General features: G+C 66.0%; 12 protein-coding genes. 4 read left to right on the forward strand and 8 right to left on the reverse strand.

Annotated features, from left to right (window positions below):
- Window positions 1-7: 7 nt before the first annotated feature.
- Window positions 8-2683 carry a cytochrome P450 gene (locus AWC06_RS23855; protein ID WP_169715268.1) on the reverse strand — a complete coding sequence of 892 codons (2676 nt, stop codon included), beginning with the start codon at window positions 2681-2683 and terminating at the stop codon, window positions 8-10.
- Window positions 2680-3276, reverse strand: a complete 597-nt coding sequence (locus AWC06_RS01520; protein ID WP_139819848.1) for a TetR/AcrR family transcriptional regulator — start codon at window positions 3274-3276, stop codon at window positions 2680-2682. Before AWC06_RS01520 ends, AWC06_RS23855 begins: the two co-directional genes overlap by 4 nt.
- 98 nt (window positions 3277-3374) lie before the next feature.
- On the opposite strand from AWC06_RS01520, the gene AWC06_RS01525 reads away from it, so the two are divergent.
- Window positions 3375-4643 carry an alpha/beta hydrolase gene (locus AWC06_RS01525; RefSeq protein WP_085193966.1) on the forward strand — a complete coding sequence of 423 codons (1269 nt, stop codon included), beginning with the start codon at window positions 3375-3377 and terminating at the stop codon, window positions 4641-4643.
- A gap of 147 nt (window positions 4644-4790) precedes the next feature.
- Here AWC06_RS01525 and AWC06_RS01530 read toward each other — a convergent pair whose 3' ends face one another.
- The 4 genes from AWC06_RS01530 to AWC06_RS01545 are packed head-to-tail and all read right to left on the reverse strand — an operon-like array spanning window position 4791 to window position 11835.
- A complete protein-coding gene (locus AWC06_RS01530; RefSeq protein WP_085193683.1) occupies window positions 4791-5867 on the reverse strand; it encodes a PDR/VanB family oxidoreductase in 1077 nt (358 codons plus the stop codon).
- 10 nt (window positions 5868-5877) lie between these two features.
- Entirely contained in the window at window positions 5878-7629 is a 1752-nt protein-coding gene (locus tag AWC06_RS01535; protein ID WP_085193685.1) for an SDR family oxidoreductase, read from the reverse strand.
- A gap of 13 nt (window positions 7630-7642) precedes the next feature.
- Window positions 7643-8551: a metal-dependent hydrolase gene (locus tag AWC06_RS01540; RefSeq protein WP_085193687.1), complete on the reverse strand. Its 909-nt coding sequence runs from the start codon at window positions 8549-8551 to the stop codon at window positions 7643-7645.
- A 20-nt stretch (window positions 8552-8571) separates the two neighbouring features.
- Window positions 8572-11835, reverse strand: a complete 3264-nt coding sequence (locus tag AWC06_RS01545) for a thioester reductase domain-containing protein (RefSeq protein ID WP_085193689.1) — start codon at window positions 11833-11835, stop codon at window positions 8572-8574.
- A gap of 733 nt (window positions 11836-12568) precedes the next feature.
- Between AWC06_RS01545 and AWC06_RS01550 the strand changes: the two genes are divergently transcribed.
- A complete protein-coding gene (locus AWC06_RS01550) occupies window positions 12569-12832 on the forward strand; it encodes a hypothetical protein (RefSeq protein WP_227370945.1) in 264 nt (87 codons plus the stop codon).
- A 2-nt stretch (window positions 12833-12834) separates the two neighbouring features.
- Here the strand turns inward: AWC06_RS01550 and AWC06_RS01555 are convergent, their stop codons facing one another.
- Window positions 12835-13842: a diacylglycerol kinase family protein gene (locus AWC06_RS01555; RefSeq protein ID WP_085193968.1), complete on the reverse strand. Its 1008-nt coding sequence runs from the start codon at window positions 13840-13842 to the stop codon at window positions 12835-12837.
- A gap of 125 nt (window positions 13843-13967) precedes the next feature.
- Between AWC06_RS01555 and AWC06_RS01560 the strand changes: the two genes are divergently transcribed.
- Window positions 13968-14837 (forward strand): oxidoreductase, encoded by an 870-nt coding sequence (locus AWC06_RS01560; RefSeq protein ID WP_085193970.1) that lies wholly within the window; start codon window positions 13968-13970, stop codon window positions 14835-14837.
- 88 nt (window positions 14838-14925) lie between these two features.
- The gene (locus tag AWC06_RS01565) at window positions 14926-15855 is read left to right on the forward strand and encodes a DMT family transporter (RefSeq protein ID WP_085193693.1); all 930 of its coding nucleotides are present in this window, start codon (window positions 14926-14928) and stop codon (window positions 15853-15855) included.
- On the opposite strand, the gene AWC06_RS01570 is transcribed toward AWC06_RS01565, so the two are convergent.
- On the reverse strand, window positions 15829-17412 hold the full coding sequence (locus AWC06_RS01570; RefSeq protein WP_085193695.1) for a PucR family transcriptional regulator: 1584 nt from the start codon (window positions 17410-17412) through the stop codon (window positions 15829-15831). The genes AWC06_RS01565 and AWC06_RS01570 overlap by 27 nt on opposite strands.
- Window positions 17413-17462 lie beyond the last annotated feature (50 nt).

Raw genomic sequence — 17462 nt, forward strand, 5'->3', positions numbered from 1 at the left:
CGTCGCGTCACGAAGTCAGGATGTAGTCGTCGTCGCGGGGCCGGGTCAGCATGCTGGTCAGCCGCTTGCGGCCGAACGGCCACAGGTCGATGTGGTTGTCGTCGGCGAAGTACCAGGAGTTGCAGCCGGTGTTCCAGACGGTCGGGCCCATCGCCTCGGCGACGTCGTCGGCGAACCGGCTGGTGGCTTCCTCGGTTATCTCGACGGTGGTGATCTCGCCGTCGCTGAATCGGCGTAGCCATCCGACGATGTAGCGGGCGGTCAGTTCGGCGACGTGTTGAAGTGACATCGACCCGGAGGGGGAGTTGGGGCCGAGAACCGTGAACAGATTGGGGAACCCCGGAATCGCCGTCATCGCCCAGGCTCGCGGACCCTTCGCCCAGGCGTCGTCGATAGACAGGCCGTCGCGCCCGCGCAAGCTCATCGGGCGCATGTAGTTGTGGGCCTGGAAGCCGGTGGCCAGCACGATGACGTCGACGTCGTGGTCCACGCCATCGGCGGTTCGTATCCCGGTCGGGGTGACCGCCGTGATCGGCTCGGTGACGAAGCTGGCGTTTGGCCTGCCGATGCGGCGGTAGTAGCTGCCGGAGACCACCTGCCGCTTGCAGAACGGTTGGTAGCCGGGGGTGAGGCGGACACGAAGGTCCTTGTCGCGCACCTGAACTCGCAGGCATAACCGTGCATAGCGCTGAGCCAGCCGTCGCCGCCAGGTCGGCCGGGTAACCAGGTCGACGACAAGATCGGAACCGATGCGCTGCCCACGGTCCACGGTCCACGCGAACCCCGGCATCGCCCGCAGCAGCCGCCCGACGACACGCGGTTGCCGCAGCCCCGTCGGCATCCACATCACCCACTGCGGAGTGCGGACGAAATGCGTGATGTGCGCCGCAGCGGGCTGCAGCGCCGAGAACACCTGCACGCCAGTCGAACCGGTGCCGATCACCGCCACCCGTCGGTCCGCGGTGTCGACGTATGTCCAGCGGGCGGTGTGCACCACAGGGCCGGGAAACGAGTCCAGACCGGGGATATCGGGTATCGACGGGTGGTGCAAGACGCCGGTGGCGGCGACGAGGAAGTCGGCGTCGATCTGCTCACCGCCGGCGGTGGATATCCGCCAGCGGTTGTCGGTGAACACCGCCGAAGTGACCTCGCATTCCAGTCGCAGGTGGCGGTCCAGTTGCAGGCGGTCGACGACATCGCGGTGGTATTGCCGGATCTCCTCGGCGGTGGCCCATACGTGTTTCCAGTCGGGTTTGGGCGCGAACGCAAACTGGTAGGTGTGCGACGGCACATCGCATCTCAGGCCGGGGTAGCGGTTCCAGTGCCAGACGCCACCGACCTCGGAGCCCTTTTCCAGAATCGTGAAGTCGGTGAAGCCGGCCTGGCGGAAGGTGTGCGCGGCGGCGATACCGGCCATGCCGGCGCCGACGATCACGATACGAGGCTCACGTCTGGGCTCGACGGCGACCGGAAGCGACCGAAGCCCGCGCAATACCGGGCTGGCAATTCGCGTCGGCTCTCCGGCGGGCGCGAGGTGCGGCAGCCGGCGGGCCAGCATCTCGATTGCCGCGCGGCCTTCGATGCGGGCCAGCGCGTTGCCGATGCAAAAGTGGATGCCGGAGCCGAACGCGATGTGCTCGTTGGGTTTTCGGTCGAGCCGAAATTCGTCGGGATCATCCCAGTAGCGGGGGTCGCGATTCGCGGAGGCGATAAGCGGCAGCACGCTGGCGCCGGCGGGGATCGTCGTTCCGTCGATCGTCACATCGGTGGTGGCGACTCGCAGTAGCCCTTGGCCGGGCCCGTCGAACCGCAGTGTTTCCTCCACTGCTGCTGCGGCCAGGGCGGGATCGGCGGTGATCTGCTGCCAAAGCGCGGGACGGTCGAACAACGCCAGCATCGCGTTGGAGACCAGGTTCGTCGTCGTCTCGTTGCCGGCGACCAGGAGCAGGACACAGAAGTTGATGAGTTCGCCGAGGCTCAGTGCATCTGCGTCATCGTCGCCGGCAATCAGCAGGCTGACGAGGTCGTCGCCGGGATCGCGGCGCCGCTGGCGCACCGTTCGCGCGAAGAACCACGCGATCTCGGCGGCGCTGGTCAGCATCCTCACCTTGCTGCCGCCGGTGAGCAGCCCGTTGACCAGGTTGTCCGACCAGCGCTTGAAGTCATCGTGTCGGTCGGCCGGGATGCCCATCATCTCGGCTATCACGATGGTAGGCAGCGGGGAAGCCAGCTCAGCGACCAAATCGATTGATTCGCCGGAGACTTTCGCGGCGATGTTCTCGACGAGGCTTTCGGCGATCTCCCGAATCCTTGGTTCCCAGGCGCTGATTCGTCTCGGGGTGAACGCTCGGCGCACCTTGCGACGCAGCTGGGTATGGTCGGGCGGGTCGCTGGTCAGCAATGTGCGATGCGGCACCACTCGACCGAGCACTCCGGCGAGCCCGCCCGGGACCTTCATCGCCGGGTTGAACGGGTTGCTGTCGAAGCGCGACGCGTTGTCGAGGTCGGAGGAGAACCGCTTGGCATCCCGCACCGCGAGCGCCACGTCATCGTGGCGGCTGAGGATCCACAGATCGGGATTGTTGCAGTGGTAGACCGGTGCTTCGTCGCGCAGCCACGCATAGTGTGGGTAGGGGTTTTCTATGACCGCCGGGTTGTTCAAATCGAAATGCGTTCGCGTCATTTCGCTGCTCTGATCGCGGTCATCAGGGTATGCACCCATTGCCGAACGAAGCGGTCCTCGTCGATTCCGAACGGCCGGTCGTCGTGGATCGACGTTGCGATCCAGTAGTTCTCGATCGCCCCGAGCCAGATCACGGTAATCGCTTGGAAGTCGCGATCCGGTGAACCGTCTGCAGGCGCTTTCTCCTCGAGCCACTTGGCCAGGAACTGGCGCGACTGTGCGAACAGCCGATCGCGGGCATCGGCCATCACCTCCGGGAACCGCTCGCCTTCCTTCGCCATCACCCGAATCAGGTCACGCCAGCTGGTCATCAGCACCAGCGATCCACGGGCAACCAGCGTCAGCTCGGCCTCCAGATTGCCCAGCGAAAGCATCGGCGCGAGGCTGAAACTCGCGTCTGCGGTCTGAATCGCCCGTTCGACCGCCGCGGACAGCACCTGTTCCTTCGAGCCGAAATGCGTGTAGAGGGCTCCCGAGTGCGGCGACAGCCCGGCTGCTTCCTCGATCGACGCGACGGATGTGCCGGCATAGCCGCGGTCGGCGAATAGCCGCAGCGCCTCATTGAGGATCCGATCGCGGGTGCTGTCGGCCACAGACGTCGCTCCAATCAAGCGCTTGGGTATTCCAAGCATATGCTTGTCCGGCCGCCTCCACAAGAGGGGTCCAGTCGGCGGGTGGTTAAGTGACCGGTGTGAAAAGACTGGCAGCTGTACTGGGCTCCCTGACCGGCTCGGCGTTCACCGCCAATGGCTATCGACCACTGAGCAAGCGCGGCTACCCCTCGCTGTACGCCTTCGCCTTCGGCGTTTTCGCTTCCGAACTTCCGCTGCAGATGCTCGGCGGCCAGGTGGCTCTGCTGACCGCGGTGAACCGCAGGCTCTCGCCGCGGGTGCGCTGGTTCAGCTGGCTGGTATCGGCGGCGTCGTGGCTGGGACTACTGGGCCTGCACCGCATCGGTCGCCAGGCCGACGCGCCCCTGACCGCCGCGCTGGACGCCGGGTTGGGCACCGACCGTCGCACCGAGTCGGGTGATTTGTGGAAGCGGCCGGAGGGCGCCGGCACCGCCAAGACGCCCGGAGTGATCCGCATGATGCGGATCTATCGCGACTATGCGCACGACACCGACATCAGCTATGGCCCTTATGGCTCGCGGAACCATCTCGACATCTGGCGACGGGCCGATTTGGACCCGGACGGACGGGCGCCGGTCCTCCTGCAGGTTCCCGGCGGCGCCTGGATGCTGGGCAGCAAACGCCAACAGGCGTATCCGTTGATGAGTCATCTCGCCGAGCTGGGCTGGGTGTGTGTGGCGATCAACTACCGGCTCAGTCCACGCTCGACGTGGCCCGACCACCTCGTCGACGTCAAACGCGCACTGGTCTGGACCAAAGAGCACATCGCCGAGTACGGCGGCGATCCGGACTGGATAGCGATCACCGGCGGCTCGGCGGGCGGCCACCTCAGCGCGCTGGCGGCGCTCACCGCGAATGATCCACAATTCCAACCGGGTTTCGAGGACGCCGATACCAGCGTGCGGGCCGCTGTCCCGTTCTACGGCGTCTACGACTTCACCCGAACGGACACCTCGATACACCCGTTGTTGGCGCCGACGCTGGCCAAGTACGTGTTCAAACTGTCGCGCTCCGAAACCGCCGAGGCATTCCGCGCCGCCTCGCCGATCACCCACGTCGGTCCCGACGCACCACCGTGTTTCGTGCTGCACGGACGCAACGACTCATTGATCCCGGTCGAACAGGCCCGGGCCTTCACCGCGCGGCTGAGCGAAGTCAGCAACCAGCCCGTCGTCTATGCCGAATTGCCCTGCGCGCAACATGCATTCGACATCTTCGGATCGGCGCGTGCCGCGCATGCGGCCGTGGCCGTAGAGCAATTTCTCGCCGAAATCTACGCATCGGGCCGCGCAGGCACCGGTGTCGAGCGCCGGGGAGCCAGGGGTTAACCGCACGGCAGCTGGTACACCTTTTGCCCACCTTCGAGCGACAAATCCCTTGTGGGCCTTAGATTGTCGCTATGAGGCGGGCAAATTGCATACCTCTTCGGTCCAGGGACTCCTGTGACAGAAGTGATCGCCGCCCTGCGTGTGGATCTACGCGTCGATTACTACGCGACCGCTTTTCGCCCGCGAGACGCAGACCAGCATTTCGTCATCGCCCTCTGCAGTGCGCCCCCGGCGATCGACCTCCCCGGCCAGCACCTTGACCTTGCAGGTGCCGCAGAACCCTTGCTGGCAGGAGTAGGCCGTCGTCGGGTCGCGGTCGAGCATGACGCTCAGCGCCGACCGATTCGCGGGCACGCTGAGCACCTGCTGCGAGCGCCCGAGTTCGAGCTCGAAGGGGATACCGTCGACGACCGGCGGCGGACTGAACCGTTCATAGTGCAGTGGCGCATTGGCGTGTTGGTCGCGCAGTGTGCGTACCGACTCCAGCATGCCGGTCGGCCCGCAAACATAGACAGCTGTCGTCGGCCCCGCGTCGGCGAGCAGCTCCTCCGCGGTGGCGAAACGGCCGCGCTCGTCGTCGGCCCATACAGTCACCCGATCCGGCGCCACCGCCACCACCTCGTCCAGCAGCGGCATGTACTGACGGCTGCGGCCGGCATACACTGCGCGCCAATCGACTCCATGCTGCGCGGCCAGCCGGATCATGGGCAGGATCGGCGTCACCCCGATGCCGCCGATCAAGAACAACACCTCACGCTCATCGGTGACGAGATAGAACGCGTTGCGGGGACCCTCGAAAACCAGTGTGTCGCCAGCGTCGAAGGCTTCATGCATCTCAATTGAACCGCCGCCGCCATCGGCGATCCGGCGCACGGCGATGCGGTAGTCGGTGCGCCGCCCGGGCGGACCGCACAGTGAATACTGCCGGCGGCGACCCGAGGGCAGCCGAACATCGATGTGCGCGCCGGGCGTCCAGGAGGGCAGCAATCCGCCGTCCGGGTCGGCCAGCGTCAAAGCGACCACATCGGGCGCGAGCAGTTCGCGTTTGGTGACCACAGCGGTATTGGTGCGCTGCACCGGCACAACCCGTGACGGCCTCCACCGCGAAGCCGACGCCAAGCCCCCGAACAGCGCGCCCACGCCGACCAGCGCCGTGTAGAGCCGGTCGCGCTTGCGGCGGCCATAGAGGTCGGCTGGCCTGCTTTCCCAAATGCTTTGCGTCACAGTATCTCTCTCAGGTCTGTCGAATGTCGAATCGCGCGAACAGCCGGACCAGCGAAGGGCTGACGCGGCGCATCGCGTACCCGATTCTGGATTCCGCCGCGATCGGCACTACCGGCGGGCCGGTCTTGACAGCCTTGACAATCGCCTTGGCGGTGGCTTCCGGCGTGTAGTTGCGCCGCCGATACGCGGCGTCGGCCCGCTGCCGGGCCCGCTCTTGCTCGTCCGGTGACATACCGGCGTACACCGTGCTTTTGGCGATATTGGTATTGACGAAACCCGGGCACACCGCGGTAACCGTGATGCCCTCGTCGGCGAGGTCGGCCCGCATCGATTCGCTCAACGCCAGCACCGCCGCCTTCGTGGTGCCATAGGCCACCATCGATTTCGAGGGCAGAAATGCAGCGGCCGACGACACGTTGATGATCGTGCCGCCCTGCCCGCGCTCGACCATCTGAGCACCGAAGGCTCGGCTGCCGTTGATGACGCCGCGCACATTGACTCCCATGATGGCGTCCCAGTGCTCCGGCGTCGTCTCCAGGAACCGGCCCGCCATCCCGATGCCGGCGTTGTTGACCAGGATGTCGACAATGCCGTGCTTGTCGTGCACTTGTGCCGCAAGGTTATTCATCGCAGCTTCGTCGCTGACGTCGACCTGATAGACGGCGGCCTCGGCCCCCTCCGCCCGGACTGCTTCCGCGGTTGCGTTGGCGCCGACGATATCTCGGTCGACCACCACGACGGTGGCCGCACCCTGGCGGGCCAGCTCCACGGCGGTGGCCCGGCCGATCCCGGCGGCCGCGCCGGTGACAAGCGCGAGTTTGCCTCGCACGTCACGAGGTCCGGTCCCGACAAGGGATTCGCCGGACGGCGTGGCGCCCTCGGTCACCGAGTCGACCCACTCGCTGGTCAGCCGGGCGATAATGTCGGGACGCGAGGCCACCACCCAGTGGCCGCCCTCGATCGGGACGACGCGGCTGCCCCTCGGTATCGAGCCGGTGAACCGCTGTAGGGGCGGCGACACGAAATAATCCTTGCGCGGCACCAGCACCTGTACCGGGACGCTGGTCTGCGGCAACTGCTTTCCCGGAGCCAGCAGAGGGCCGGGCATGTTGGCGCGGTACAGGTTGAGCCCATTGACGTAGTCGTGCATCGAGCGGGGGACCGCGCCACGGTGGCTACGGGTGCTCGATCCGCCGATACGGCCTACGGCCTCAAAGACTTTGGACGTGGCCCCGGATCGGATCGCGATTTCAGGCACACCCGGACACAGGAAGAACCAGATGTAGGAGGAGGCCAGGAACTGTTTGGCGACGTCGGCCATGGCACGCGGGGTGCGCGGTGAGCGCAGGAACTTGCCGGCATAGTTCAGGTGCGGCCCGGAGATCGACGTGAACGAGGCGATCCGGTTCATCACCGCGTCGTCAGTGACCGCCGCCCAGCCCTGAATCGAACCCCAGTCGTGGGCCAGTAGGTGGACGTCGTCCACCCCGAGGCTGTCGATCACCGCTGCGATATCCGAAACGAGTTGGGGGAGCCGGTATCCCGATCGGTCGGTCGGCGCCGACGATTCACCGATCCCGCGCACGTCGTAGGCCGCGAAATTGTATTTGTCACCGAGATGCTCGGCGACCCCGTCCCACACGTGGTGGTTATCCGGGTACCCGTGGATGGCCAGGACGGTCGGGCGCCGTTGGTCGATCTCGGTGTAGGCGTGGACCGCCAGGGTGACGCCGTCCGACGCCGTCACAGAGCTGCTGATCATGGCTCCTCGATGCTCAGTGCGACGCGCGGGCAGCGGGCGACCTCGCCAAGTACTCGACCGCGCGTCCCACCCCGCCCAGCTGGCTCGGGTGGAAACTCGGCGTGTAGTAGGCGCCGATGACGCGCAGGAACTGGAAAGGCCCGGGCACCAAGCCTCGCCGCGCCGCGTCGAAGTAGTCCCGCCAGCGCGGTTTGGTCCCGGGCGGCAGGTGCGGGTCGACCGAGTACATGAATCGCACACCGCGGACGAACAGCCACAGCATCGCCGGCGTCACCAGCAGCTGGGTGCGCACCTGCCGCCAGTACCCGGCCTGCAAGTGCTTCATGGTGTCGAAGGCGACCGCTTTGTGTTCGACTTCTTCCGCGCCGTGCCAGCGCAGCAGGTCCAGCATCACCGGGTCGGCCCCGAGTGCGTCGAGTTGCGGGGTGTCGAGAATCCATTCACCGAGGATGGCGGTGTAGTGCTCGAGGGCGGCCACGATCGACACCCGTTCGAGTAACCAGCTCTGCTGTCGTCGCTTGCTCCACCGCGGCCGGTCGCCGACGAGCTTGTTGAACATCCAACGGATCTGGTCGGTGAACGGCGTCAGATCGATGCCTTTTGCGGCGAAGTGCTCGGCCACACCGGCGTGCGCCTGGGAATGGAGGGCCTCCTGGCTGATGAAGCCCTGCACGTCCAGCCGCAGCTGGTCGTCCTTGATCAGCGGCAACGCCTTCTTGAAGACGTCGACGATCCACTCCTCGCCCGCCGGCAGCAGCAGGTGCAGGACGTTGCAGAAATGAGTCGCGAAGGGCTCGTTGGGCACGTAGTAGAACGGCAGCTTCGCCCAGTCGAACTCGACGTCACGCGCCTGCAGCACAATCCGCTCATGGTCGAGTGACGCGTCATGCGGACCCGCCGCCTGGTCATCGACAGTGAACATCATCAACTCCCTTACAGACGCTAGGCTACTGCGTCGCCGCCGAGGCTCCCCCTCTCAGCCTCGGCGACTAGACGCTCGCATCGCAGGAACCGGACGAGATTGTCGACCGTCTCGGTCAGGGGCGGCTCGTGCGTGCGGACCTTGGCCAGTTCGCGGGCATGCCGGTACTGGGTGTTGTCGTAGCGCTTGTCCCGCATCGCTGCGATTTTGTCTGCCGAGCGGGTGAGGAAGTCAACCAGCGGATACATCGGATCGCGCGGTGTGCATCGCTGGTTCAGCAGCTCGGCGAAGGACGGGATGTCGTGGTACTCGAACCGGTAGCCGTAGCGTTCGGACAAGACCCGGGTGATATCCCGCAGGTTGTAGTAGTCATCCGCGGTCATATTGAAGACATGACCGCACTCGGCGCGTGCCTCGGCCGGCAGGCTCATCAGCGCGACGATGTGATCGGCGATCAGGTCCGCCGGCAGCAGGCTGACCTGGTTGAGGGCGCCGACGGCCAGGCCGTGCTCGATCATGAACGCGGTGAGGCGCACATAGATGTCGTCCTGGCTACCAAAGCCCGCGCTGGTCGGACCGATGAGCGAGGGTCGGTAGATGCGCACGTCGAGGCCTTGCCGCAGCGCGTTGAGCGACAGCTGCTCGGCCACCCACTTGGTTTGCGAGTAGCCGAAGTCCAGGCCGCTCATTTCCTCGTTCGCGTACGCCTCGCCGACGACCGGCATGGTGCTCCAGCCGTAGATGAAGGTGCTGGAGACCAGGTGGAAGGTCTTCCGGTGCGACGTCATGGCCAGGCGCAACAACTCCCACGTGCCGCCGACGTTGGCGGGCCGCAGCGCGTCGTACGTGCGGACGTAGTTGACTAGGGCGCCGTTGTGCACGATCGCATCGACGGACTCGGCCAATCGCTGGAACTCCGCCTCGCCGATTCCCAAGTGCGGCTCGGCCAGGTCGCCGCAGATAACCCGGACCCGCGCCCGCACTTCGACTTCCAGTGCCGGGGACCAAAGCCGAGCCCGGCGCAGCGAGGCGACGATCCGGTCCAGGCCGTGGGCCGCATCGGTGGCGCGGACCAATGCATGGACGGTGTAGGAGGTCTGCTCGAGCAGGTTGCTCAGCAGGAAGGGCCCCAGGAAGCCGGTGGCACCGGTCAGCAGGATGTCGGTCGGCACGCCGTCGCGCGCCGGCGGAAGCTCCGGCAGGGGCAGCTGTGCGTCGGCGCGCATCTTCGCGGTCTCGTATTCCTCGTACTCGGCGGAGATCTGATCCAGCGCGTGGCGCAGCGCGTCGAGCGGTTGTCCGGATCCGTCGCCGAACTGCCGCATGAGCCGGAAGAACTCGGCGACTGTCAGGCGCTGCAGTAGCCGGGTGTTGACCTCCTCGGCCAGCTCCCCGGCGCCGTGCTGTTCCAGCAGGGCCTGCATGTCCGCGCGCAGCTCGGCCAGGGCCAGCGAGTCGATGCCGAGATCCGCGAAGGAGCAGTCCTCGTGGCCGGTCAAGTCGTAGCTCTCGATGAGATGCCGGAAGCGTTCCAGCGGACCCGCGGCGGCGTCGAGGCTGTCATGGGTTTGATGCGTGTAACTCGCCAGCACGGGCAGCTCACCATCCAGCCAAAGTTGGCGGGTATGAGCGCGCCGGATCTTGCCGGAGGTGGTTTTCGGGATGCTGCGCGGCGGCGCGAACAGGATGGTGTGCGGATCTATGTGGCAATGCCTGCGGATTGCTCGCGCCAGGGCCTTGGCGTCTGGGAGCACGTCTTCGTCGCGCACCTCGGCGACAACGACCAGCGCTTCCTGTTCGTTGCGCTCGACCGAGAAGGCGGCGACACAGCCGCCGCGGATTTGTGCGGCCGACCGTTCCACGACGCCCTCGATGTCGGCGGGGTAGCAGTTCACGCCGCGGACGATGATCAGATCCTTGCTGCGTCCGCAGACGAACAGCTCACCCTCGTACAAGAAGCCGAGATCGCCCGTCCGCAGATAGGTGTGTGCTTCGTCGCCTGCGATGCGGGCTTCGAAGGTCTCTGCGGTTTGCTCGGGGCGGCGCCAGTAGCCGCCTCCCTTGGACGCTCCGTCCACCCAGATCTCGCCGATCCGGCTCTCGCCCAGATCCTGCCTGGTTTGCGGATCGACGATGCGGACCCGGTTTCCGTCAATTGGCTTGCCGCAGCTGACGACTGCGCTCTGGTTGTTGTTTTCGGGCAGGGCCTTTTCGACCCGCACCAGATTCTGTTCCAGCGCTCGCTTGTTCACCGCGAGGGTCTGACGCCCCCGCATGGACACCACAAGGGTGTTTTCCGCCAGGCCGTATGCGCCGGTGAGCGCATCGGGCCGCAAGCCGTATGCGGCGAACCGCTGCCGGAAGCGGGCAAAGCTCTTGGCCCGCAATGCCTCTGCCCCGACGACGAGGCTGTCCAGGCTGCTCAGGTCTATCCCGGTCAGTTCGGACGTCGGCAGCTTGTCTTCGCGCAGGCAGTAGTCGAGGGCGAAGTTCGGCGCAGGGGAGTGGGTAGCGCGCACGTCGCTGATGAGCCGCAACCAGGCCGAAGGTCGGGCCAGGAAGTCGACCGGCGACATCGCATGCGTGGTTCCGCCGTTCACCAGCACGAACAGGTAGGCGGAGATCAAGCCCATGTCGTGGTGCTGCGGGAGCCAGCTGACGCACACTTCACCGCCCGCAAACGCCGAGCGGTTGGCGATGATGTTGGCGTGGCTGACGATCACGCCCTTGGGATCGCTGGTGGAGCCGGATGTGTACTGCAGGAAGAGAACCGAGCCGGGCGTGTCCGGCACCGGGGCCCCGCCAAAGTCCTGCGTGCCGTCCGTGGCGAACCAGGGCAGCGCTGGCGGCCGCTCGGCATCCTGCCACGGGAGCGCGCCTTGCCGGTGACCGAGCAGCTGGCGGTAGTCGTATTCGAACTGCTTGGTTGACAGCACCGCCTTGGCCCGGGAGTCCCGCGCGATGAAGCCGAGCTTGGCCAGCCCCGCCTCGAACGCCATCGGCAGCGGAGGGCTGACCGGCACGGCGATCACCCCGATGCGCGCGCAGGCGTAGAACGCCGCAACCATCTCCAGACCTGGCGGGTAGACCAGTAGCGCCCGATCCCCCGGCCTCAGCCCGGCCTCTGCGAAGAGATAGGCGGCCAGCTCGCGCGTGCGCTCGGCGAAGCTCTGGTACGTGTAATGCTCGAGCTCTCGGCCTTCGGCGTCGACGAACCGGTACAGGGTCTGGTCCGGTTTTCGGGCTTCCCACATCTGCAGGTAGTCGATAAGCGTCTCCGCCATCGGAGTCACTCCCCCTTCCGGGCTCGGGTCAACGAAGCCAACAGAGCTCACAGAATAGAGCAATTTGCTTCACGTATTTCGTACAATGACAAAACCGATTCTAAGCTGCCTACTGAGGTCAAGCAAACACTTTTTGCCGCTTTCGGCTGTTGGACATCAAAACTCACAAGAACTTCACAGGCTGATTCTTGGCGGCGGTGAAGTGCGACCTTCCCGGCCAGCCCGGGCCGAGTTTCTTCGGTGGTCAGATGTCACCGCGATTCTGAATTCATGACCTCCGTAAGTGCGACTATCAGTAGATCAGTAGATCGTAAACCACCAGCTCACAGCCCTGCATCCGTGAATACTCCGTTACTGGAGTACGTATTTCCGCATTTCCGTATTCCATGACCGCGGACTGCTCAATCGGCTCCCTGCTGATTCGGAGGGCCCTATTGCGAACGATTACATTAAGGCTGAATTCACAAGAAAAGAATGGTATTTCTTAATGGGCAATATGCTTTGAGCGCTGATACGCCAGCAACCTCTGCTCACGCGAACTGGCAAAAAGCCGCTGCAGCCGGGCGTCGAAGCCGGGTACGGTAGCGCACGCGCCGCGCGCGACTCGGGGGGCCGGGCGCCTCGGCCGGGCAGGGCCAGCAGCAGGATCCGGCGCCCGCGAATTGGCGGAAGTCATAGTTTACTGATATACGGATATAACAGACTACTGACAGGCCTTGCCGAAGGAGATCACATGGACAGCACCGGCAACCGCATCGCCGCTGCCCCGACCGAACCCGTCTCCATCGGACGGACCCGCAGTGGCCGAACACGACGAACCGTCGACCTCTCGCCGGCCCAGCATCGAGCGCTGGACATCTGGCAGCGAGACGCCGCCGACCGGCTCGGACTCGCCCGCGTCACCGGACAAGAGGTGCTGTCCGCACTCGTCGACCAACTACTGGCCGACCCGAAACTCTCGGCACAGATCACCCACACCATCCGGACCCGCAGATAGCCTCACGAACGGGTTGAGGACGGTACCTGGGCGATGCGGATCCGCGGCCCGGGGCGGGCGGTGAGGTTGACGATGCCAACAAATCGTTCGCCGTCGATGATCGGCGACAGCGGCTCGTCCTCGGCCTCGATGATCATCTCGTGGCCATTGACGTCGCACAGCCGGCGACCGCGGATCGCTCCGCTGGTGAGCGCCACGGGAAGCTGCGCGACGATCAACGACGGCCTGAGCTCCCCGGCTTGGAAATGCAGGGCACCGGGTTCGCTCGCCTTCGGGAATAGCCGAAACGGACCGCCGATACGGAGATCTATCGCGCCGGCGTGAAGCAAGCGGTGTGTCCGCGTCGGGAGCTCCTCGCCGTCGATTACGACGCGGGCGCGCGTCGGAGCGAACAGACGGGTTGCGTAGTTGGGCGTCTTTGCGTGGCTGGGAACGACTTTGTTGGTCACGTAGTCGGCGAATGAGCGGGCGATCACTTTGACGACGTCTGCCCGGCCATGAGTGTGGTTCTCGTAGTACTTGTCGTAGAACCGGTTGCCGACACCTCCGGCGGCGAGCCCGAAGCAAAGCCGGTGGAACTTGGCGCCATCCGAGGTTTCACCGTCAAGCGTCAACGTGTCGAGGTGAACTTCGGGCGGGGCCTGATCGGTCTCTGCCGCAGCGGTCAGTGCGCGCAGAATCACTTCGGGCCGTCCGCGTACGTGCGCTTTGCGCGCGACGGCGTTGACACTGCCGCCGTTACTGGGCACGAATGCCGGCCAGCGTTGCGGATCGCCGACGCAGTGCTGGACTTCGTTGATCAGCCAGTGCAGCGCGCCGTCGCCGCCGTCGCTCACCAGGTGGGTGACCCGCGGACACAGCTGCTCGACGGTGTTGCGCAGCTCCTCGACGGAGGCCGTCTCGTGCACCTCGCCCCACCGGCCGACAATGCGACGCAGCTCGGCGCTGCGGTCGCCCCGCGCAGCAAGATTCTTGCGTGCTTGCGGATTGACGATGACGCCTAGATACATCCGGACGTACTCCTCGACGAGGGACGGAGGCGCCCAGATGGCATCTTGCGCGCCAACCCAGGACGATACCTGCGACGTCATCGTCGACGAGCAACGCCTGGCAACGGCCGATTATGGTGGCTGCCATGCCCGCTTGGACCGCAGCAGACCTGCCGTCGTTCGCCGGACGCACCGTCATCGTCACCGGCGCCAACGCGGGGCTGGGCGAGGTGACCGCGCGCGAGTTGGCCCGAGTCGGCGCCCACGTCACCCTGGCCGTGCGCAATGTCGAGAAAGGCAAAGCGGCCGCGGCGCGGATGACCGGGCAGGTCGAGGTGCGTCCACTCGATTTGCAGGACCTGTGCTCGGTGCGGGATTTCGCCGACGGTGTCGACGCGGTTGACGTCCTGGTCAACAACGCCGGGATCATGGCCGTCGACTTTGCGCTCACCGTCGACGGCTTCGAGCGCCATATCGGCACCAATCACCTCGGGCATTTCGCGCTGACCAACCTGCTGTTGCCCAAGCTCACGGACCGGGTGGTGACCGTCTCGTCGCTCATGCACATGTTCGGCTACATCAGCCTCAAGGATCTGAACTGGCAGTCCCGGCCGTATTCTCGGTGGCTGGCGTACAGCCAGTCGAAGCTGGCCAACCTGCTGTTCACCAGCGAGCTGCAGCGGCGCCTGGAGACCGTCGGCACGTCGCTGCGCGCGCTGGCCGCCCACCCCGGCTGGTCGCATACCAACCTGCAAGGCCAATCCGGACGCAAAGTGAGCGACGCGGTGGTGATGGCCGTCGATCGGGTGGTGTCCACCGATGCCGACTTCGGCGCCCGGCAGACGTTGTACGCGGTGTGGCAGGATCTGCCCGGCGACACGTTCGTCGGCCCGCGATTCGCGTTTTATGGTCGCAGCCAGCCGACCTGGCGCAACTGGCCCGCGAAGCGCGCAACTACTGCCGCGGCGCTGTGGGAGCTGTCCGAACAGCTCACGAGTACTAAATTTCCGCTTTGAGACAGCAACTAGTGCGCTAGCCTGTGCCAACGTCACGGGTGGCGAGTACGGACGGCTTGCGGCCGGACGTCGGCGAGGAGGTCACCCCATGTCGAATACCGATATCGCGGGCTTTCTCGCCCTGTGCGCGGCGCTGGCGGCCGCCATCGGCAGCGTGGTCCGTCAGCGCATTGCGCAGCAGATCACCGACGAACGGGTCGGCCACTTGGCGCTGTTCGGCATGTTGGTGCGCGACGGTCGGTGGTGGCTGGGCGGTTTGGGGGACATCGCCAGTTACTGCCTGCTTGCTGCGGCGCTCGACAAGGGCTCGGTCATGTTGGTCACGGCGCTGCAGGTGACGGTGCTGCTGTTCGCCTTACCCATCTACGCGCGGGTGACCGGTCATCGGATAACCCGCTCGGAGTGGATCTGGGCGGTAGTGCTGGCCGCGGCATTGGCGGTGGTCGTCACGGCCGGGGATCCGACGGCCGGCCAATCCCGCGGTTCGTTGGAGGCTTGGATCGTCGTGGCCTTCGTCATGGGCCCGGCGTACGCGTTGTGTGTGGCGGGCGCCCGGATTTGGTCTGATCGCCCGGCCTCGGCGGTGCTGCTGGCGGCGGTGTCGGGTTCGTCGTTGGCGCTGTTCGCCGTGCTGACCAAGGGCGTCGTCGATGTGCTCGAACACAAGGGCAACCTTCTGCATGCCCCTGAGTTGTATGCCTGGATACTCGCCGGGGTGGCCGGGATGATCTTTCAGCAGTCGGCATTTCGCGCTGGCTCGCTGACCGCCTCGCTGCCGACGATGACCGTGGCAAAGCCGGTGGTCGCCGTGGCGCTGGGGGTCACAGTACTCAACGAGACGCTGGAAGCTTCTGGTCCGGAGTGGGTCCTGTTGGTGGCGGCGGTTGTGCTGGTGATCGTCTCGACCGTGGCCCTGGCTCGCGGCGAGGCCGCGGCCATGTCGGCAGGCGCGGGGCGTGACGCGCAAGTGGCCGCCGAGCCGGAAGCGCCGTCATCCCGAGCGCTCGATAGCCCGTAGCCCGAGCGAAAGCACAAGCCGCACATCCGGATCGGCCAGCGACGTCGACAGTAGTTTCTCGATCCTGCGGGCCCGATAACGCACTGTATTTGGGTGCACGTGCAGCTGCTGCGCGGCGGCACCGACGTCACCGAAACTATCCAGATGGGCCCTCAATGTCTGGGCCAGCACCGGGTGGTGGGCCTGCAGGTCGCGCAGGCGTGGGTCGACGAACCGCTCGTCGGCGCCGACCATTGTGACGATCTCGTCGAGCAGCACCGTGGTGCGCGCTTCGGCCAGCGACGTCACCTCGCCGATCGAATCCGGGTGGCGCCCAGCGCTGTCCAGCACGCGGTCCACCTCCGCGCGTGCTGCGGGCAAACCGGCGAGGCCCGTGAGCGGCGCGGCGATGACGGCCCGCAACCGCAGTCCGAGCTCGCTGCGCAATGCGGCGATGGTGCCGCGAATCCAGGAGGTCAGCGAACCGATCTTCGCGATCTGCGGCAGCAGCACATATACGCGTGAACCGCGCGCCGCGACCTGGGCATCGGCCCGAAAGGCGTTGGCGCTCAGCGCCAGAACGTCGGGCAGTCGGGCATGTCGGTCGATGGCATCGAATCCGATCAGCGCGGCGTTTCCGTCGGCCACGATCCCCAGCTCACCGGCGATCGCGACCACGTCGACAGGTCCGCCGTCAACCAGTCCCAGAAGCTGCTGCGCCCTTAGCGCATGCGTGGACGGCCTGGCCGCCAGCCGCGACATGATGCGGGCGGCCAGCACCGCGGCGCCACGCAGCACCTCCTCGGCGTCGTCCGCCAATGGTCGGGAACCCTGCTGCACCCAAATGGTTCCGGCGAAGACCGGCGCGCGGCGGGCGTCGACGGCGGGCTGATGGATGCCGATTGCCAGCCGTGGCCGCAGGCCCAACTCGGGGCGCTCCGCGACACGGACAACATCTTCGCTGGCCCGCAGCGCATCGAAGATTCCCCATTGGGCGATCCACTTGAGATGCTCCGGCGGCCCGGCACGACCCAGGATGGACAGCCGCCGCAATTCGTCGGCTTCGTCGTTGGATGCCGAATAGGCCAACACGTGTGACTGCTCGTCTTCGATGCTGACCATGCCGTGGATGCGATCGGCCAGGGACTGCGCCAGCCCGAACAAGTCGGTGCCGGAGTCGTAGCGCGGATCGCCGCGGTCCCCGTGATGCTCGAAGACGTGATTGACCAACCGGTACAGCCGTTCCCACCGGGCCCGCGGGTCGACGGCCACCACCGCCGTCCCGGCTGCGATGGCCCGGGCCACCAGCGCATCGGATGGCTTCTTGGCGAAGACGGCCACGGCCGGACTTGGCTGGCGCTCGATCCACCGCTGCGCCTCGTCGTCACCGACGCCGAGCAGGAAGAACACGTCGGCCGAGTCCGCGCCGGTCGCCAGACCGAGTCGCACGTCGTCGGAGTCGACCAGCGCAGCCGACGCCACCGGGAGGTCGAGGCCGCGAGGCGCCTCGATCAGGCTCGCGACGGTTGTATCCAGGGCCAACAGCAGCTGGCCCAGGCCGACTCCGGTTGACCGCATATTGTGTGATTCTACTAGCTGAGCGCCTCACTCTTGTCCAATAGGACAAG

This window comes from Mycobacterium fragae, from assembly GCF_002102185.1.
Lineage (GTDB): Bacteria > Actinomycetota > Actinomycetes > Mycobacteriales > Mycobacteriaceae > Mycobacterium > Mycobacterium fragae.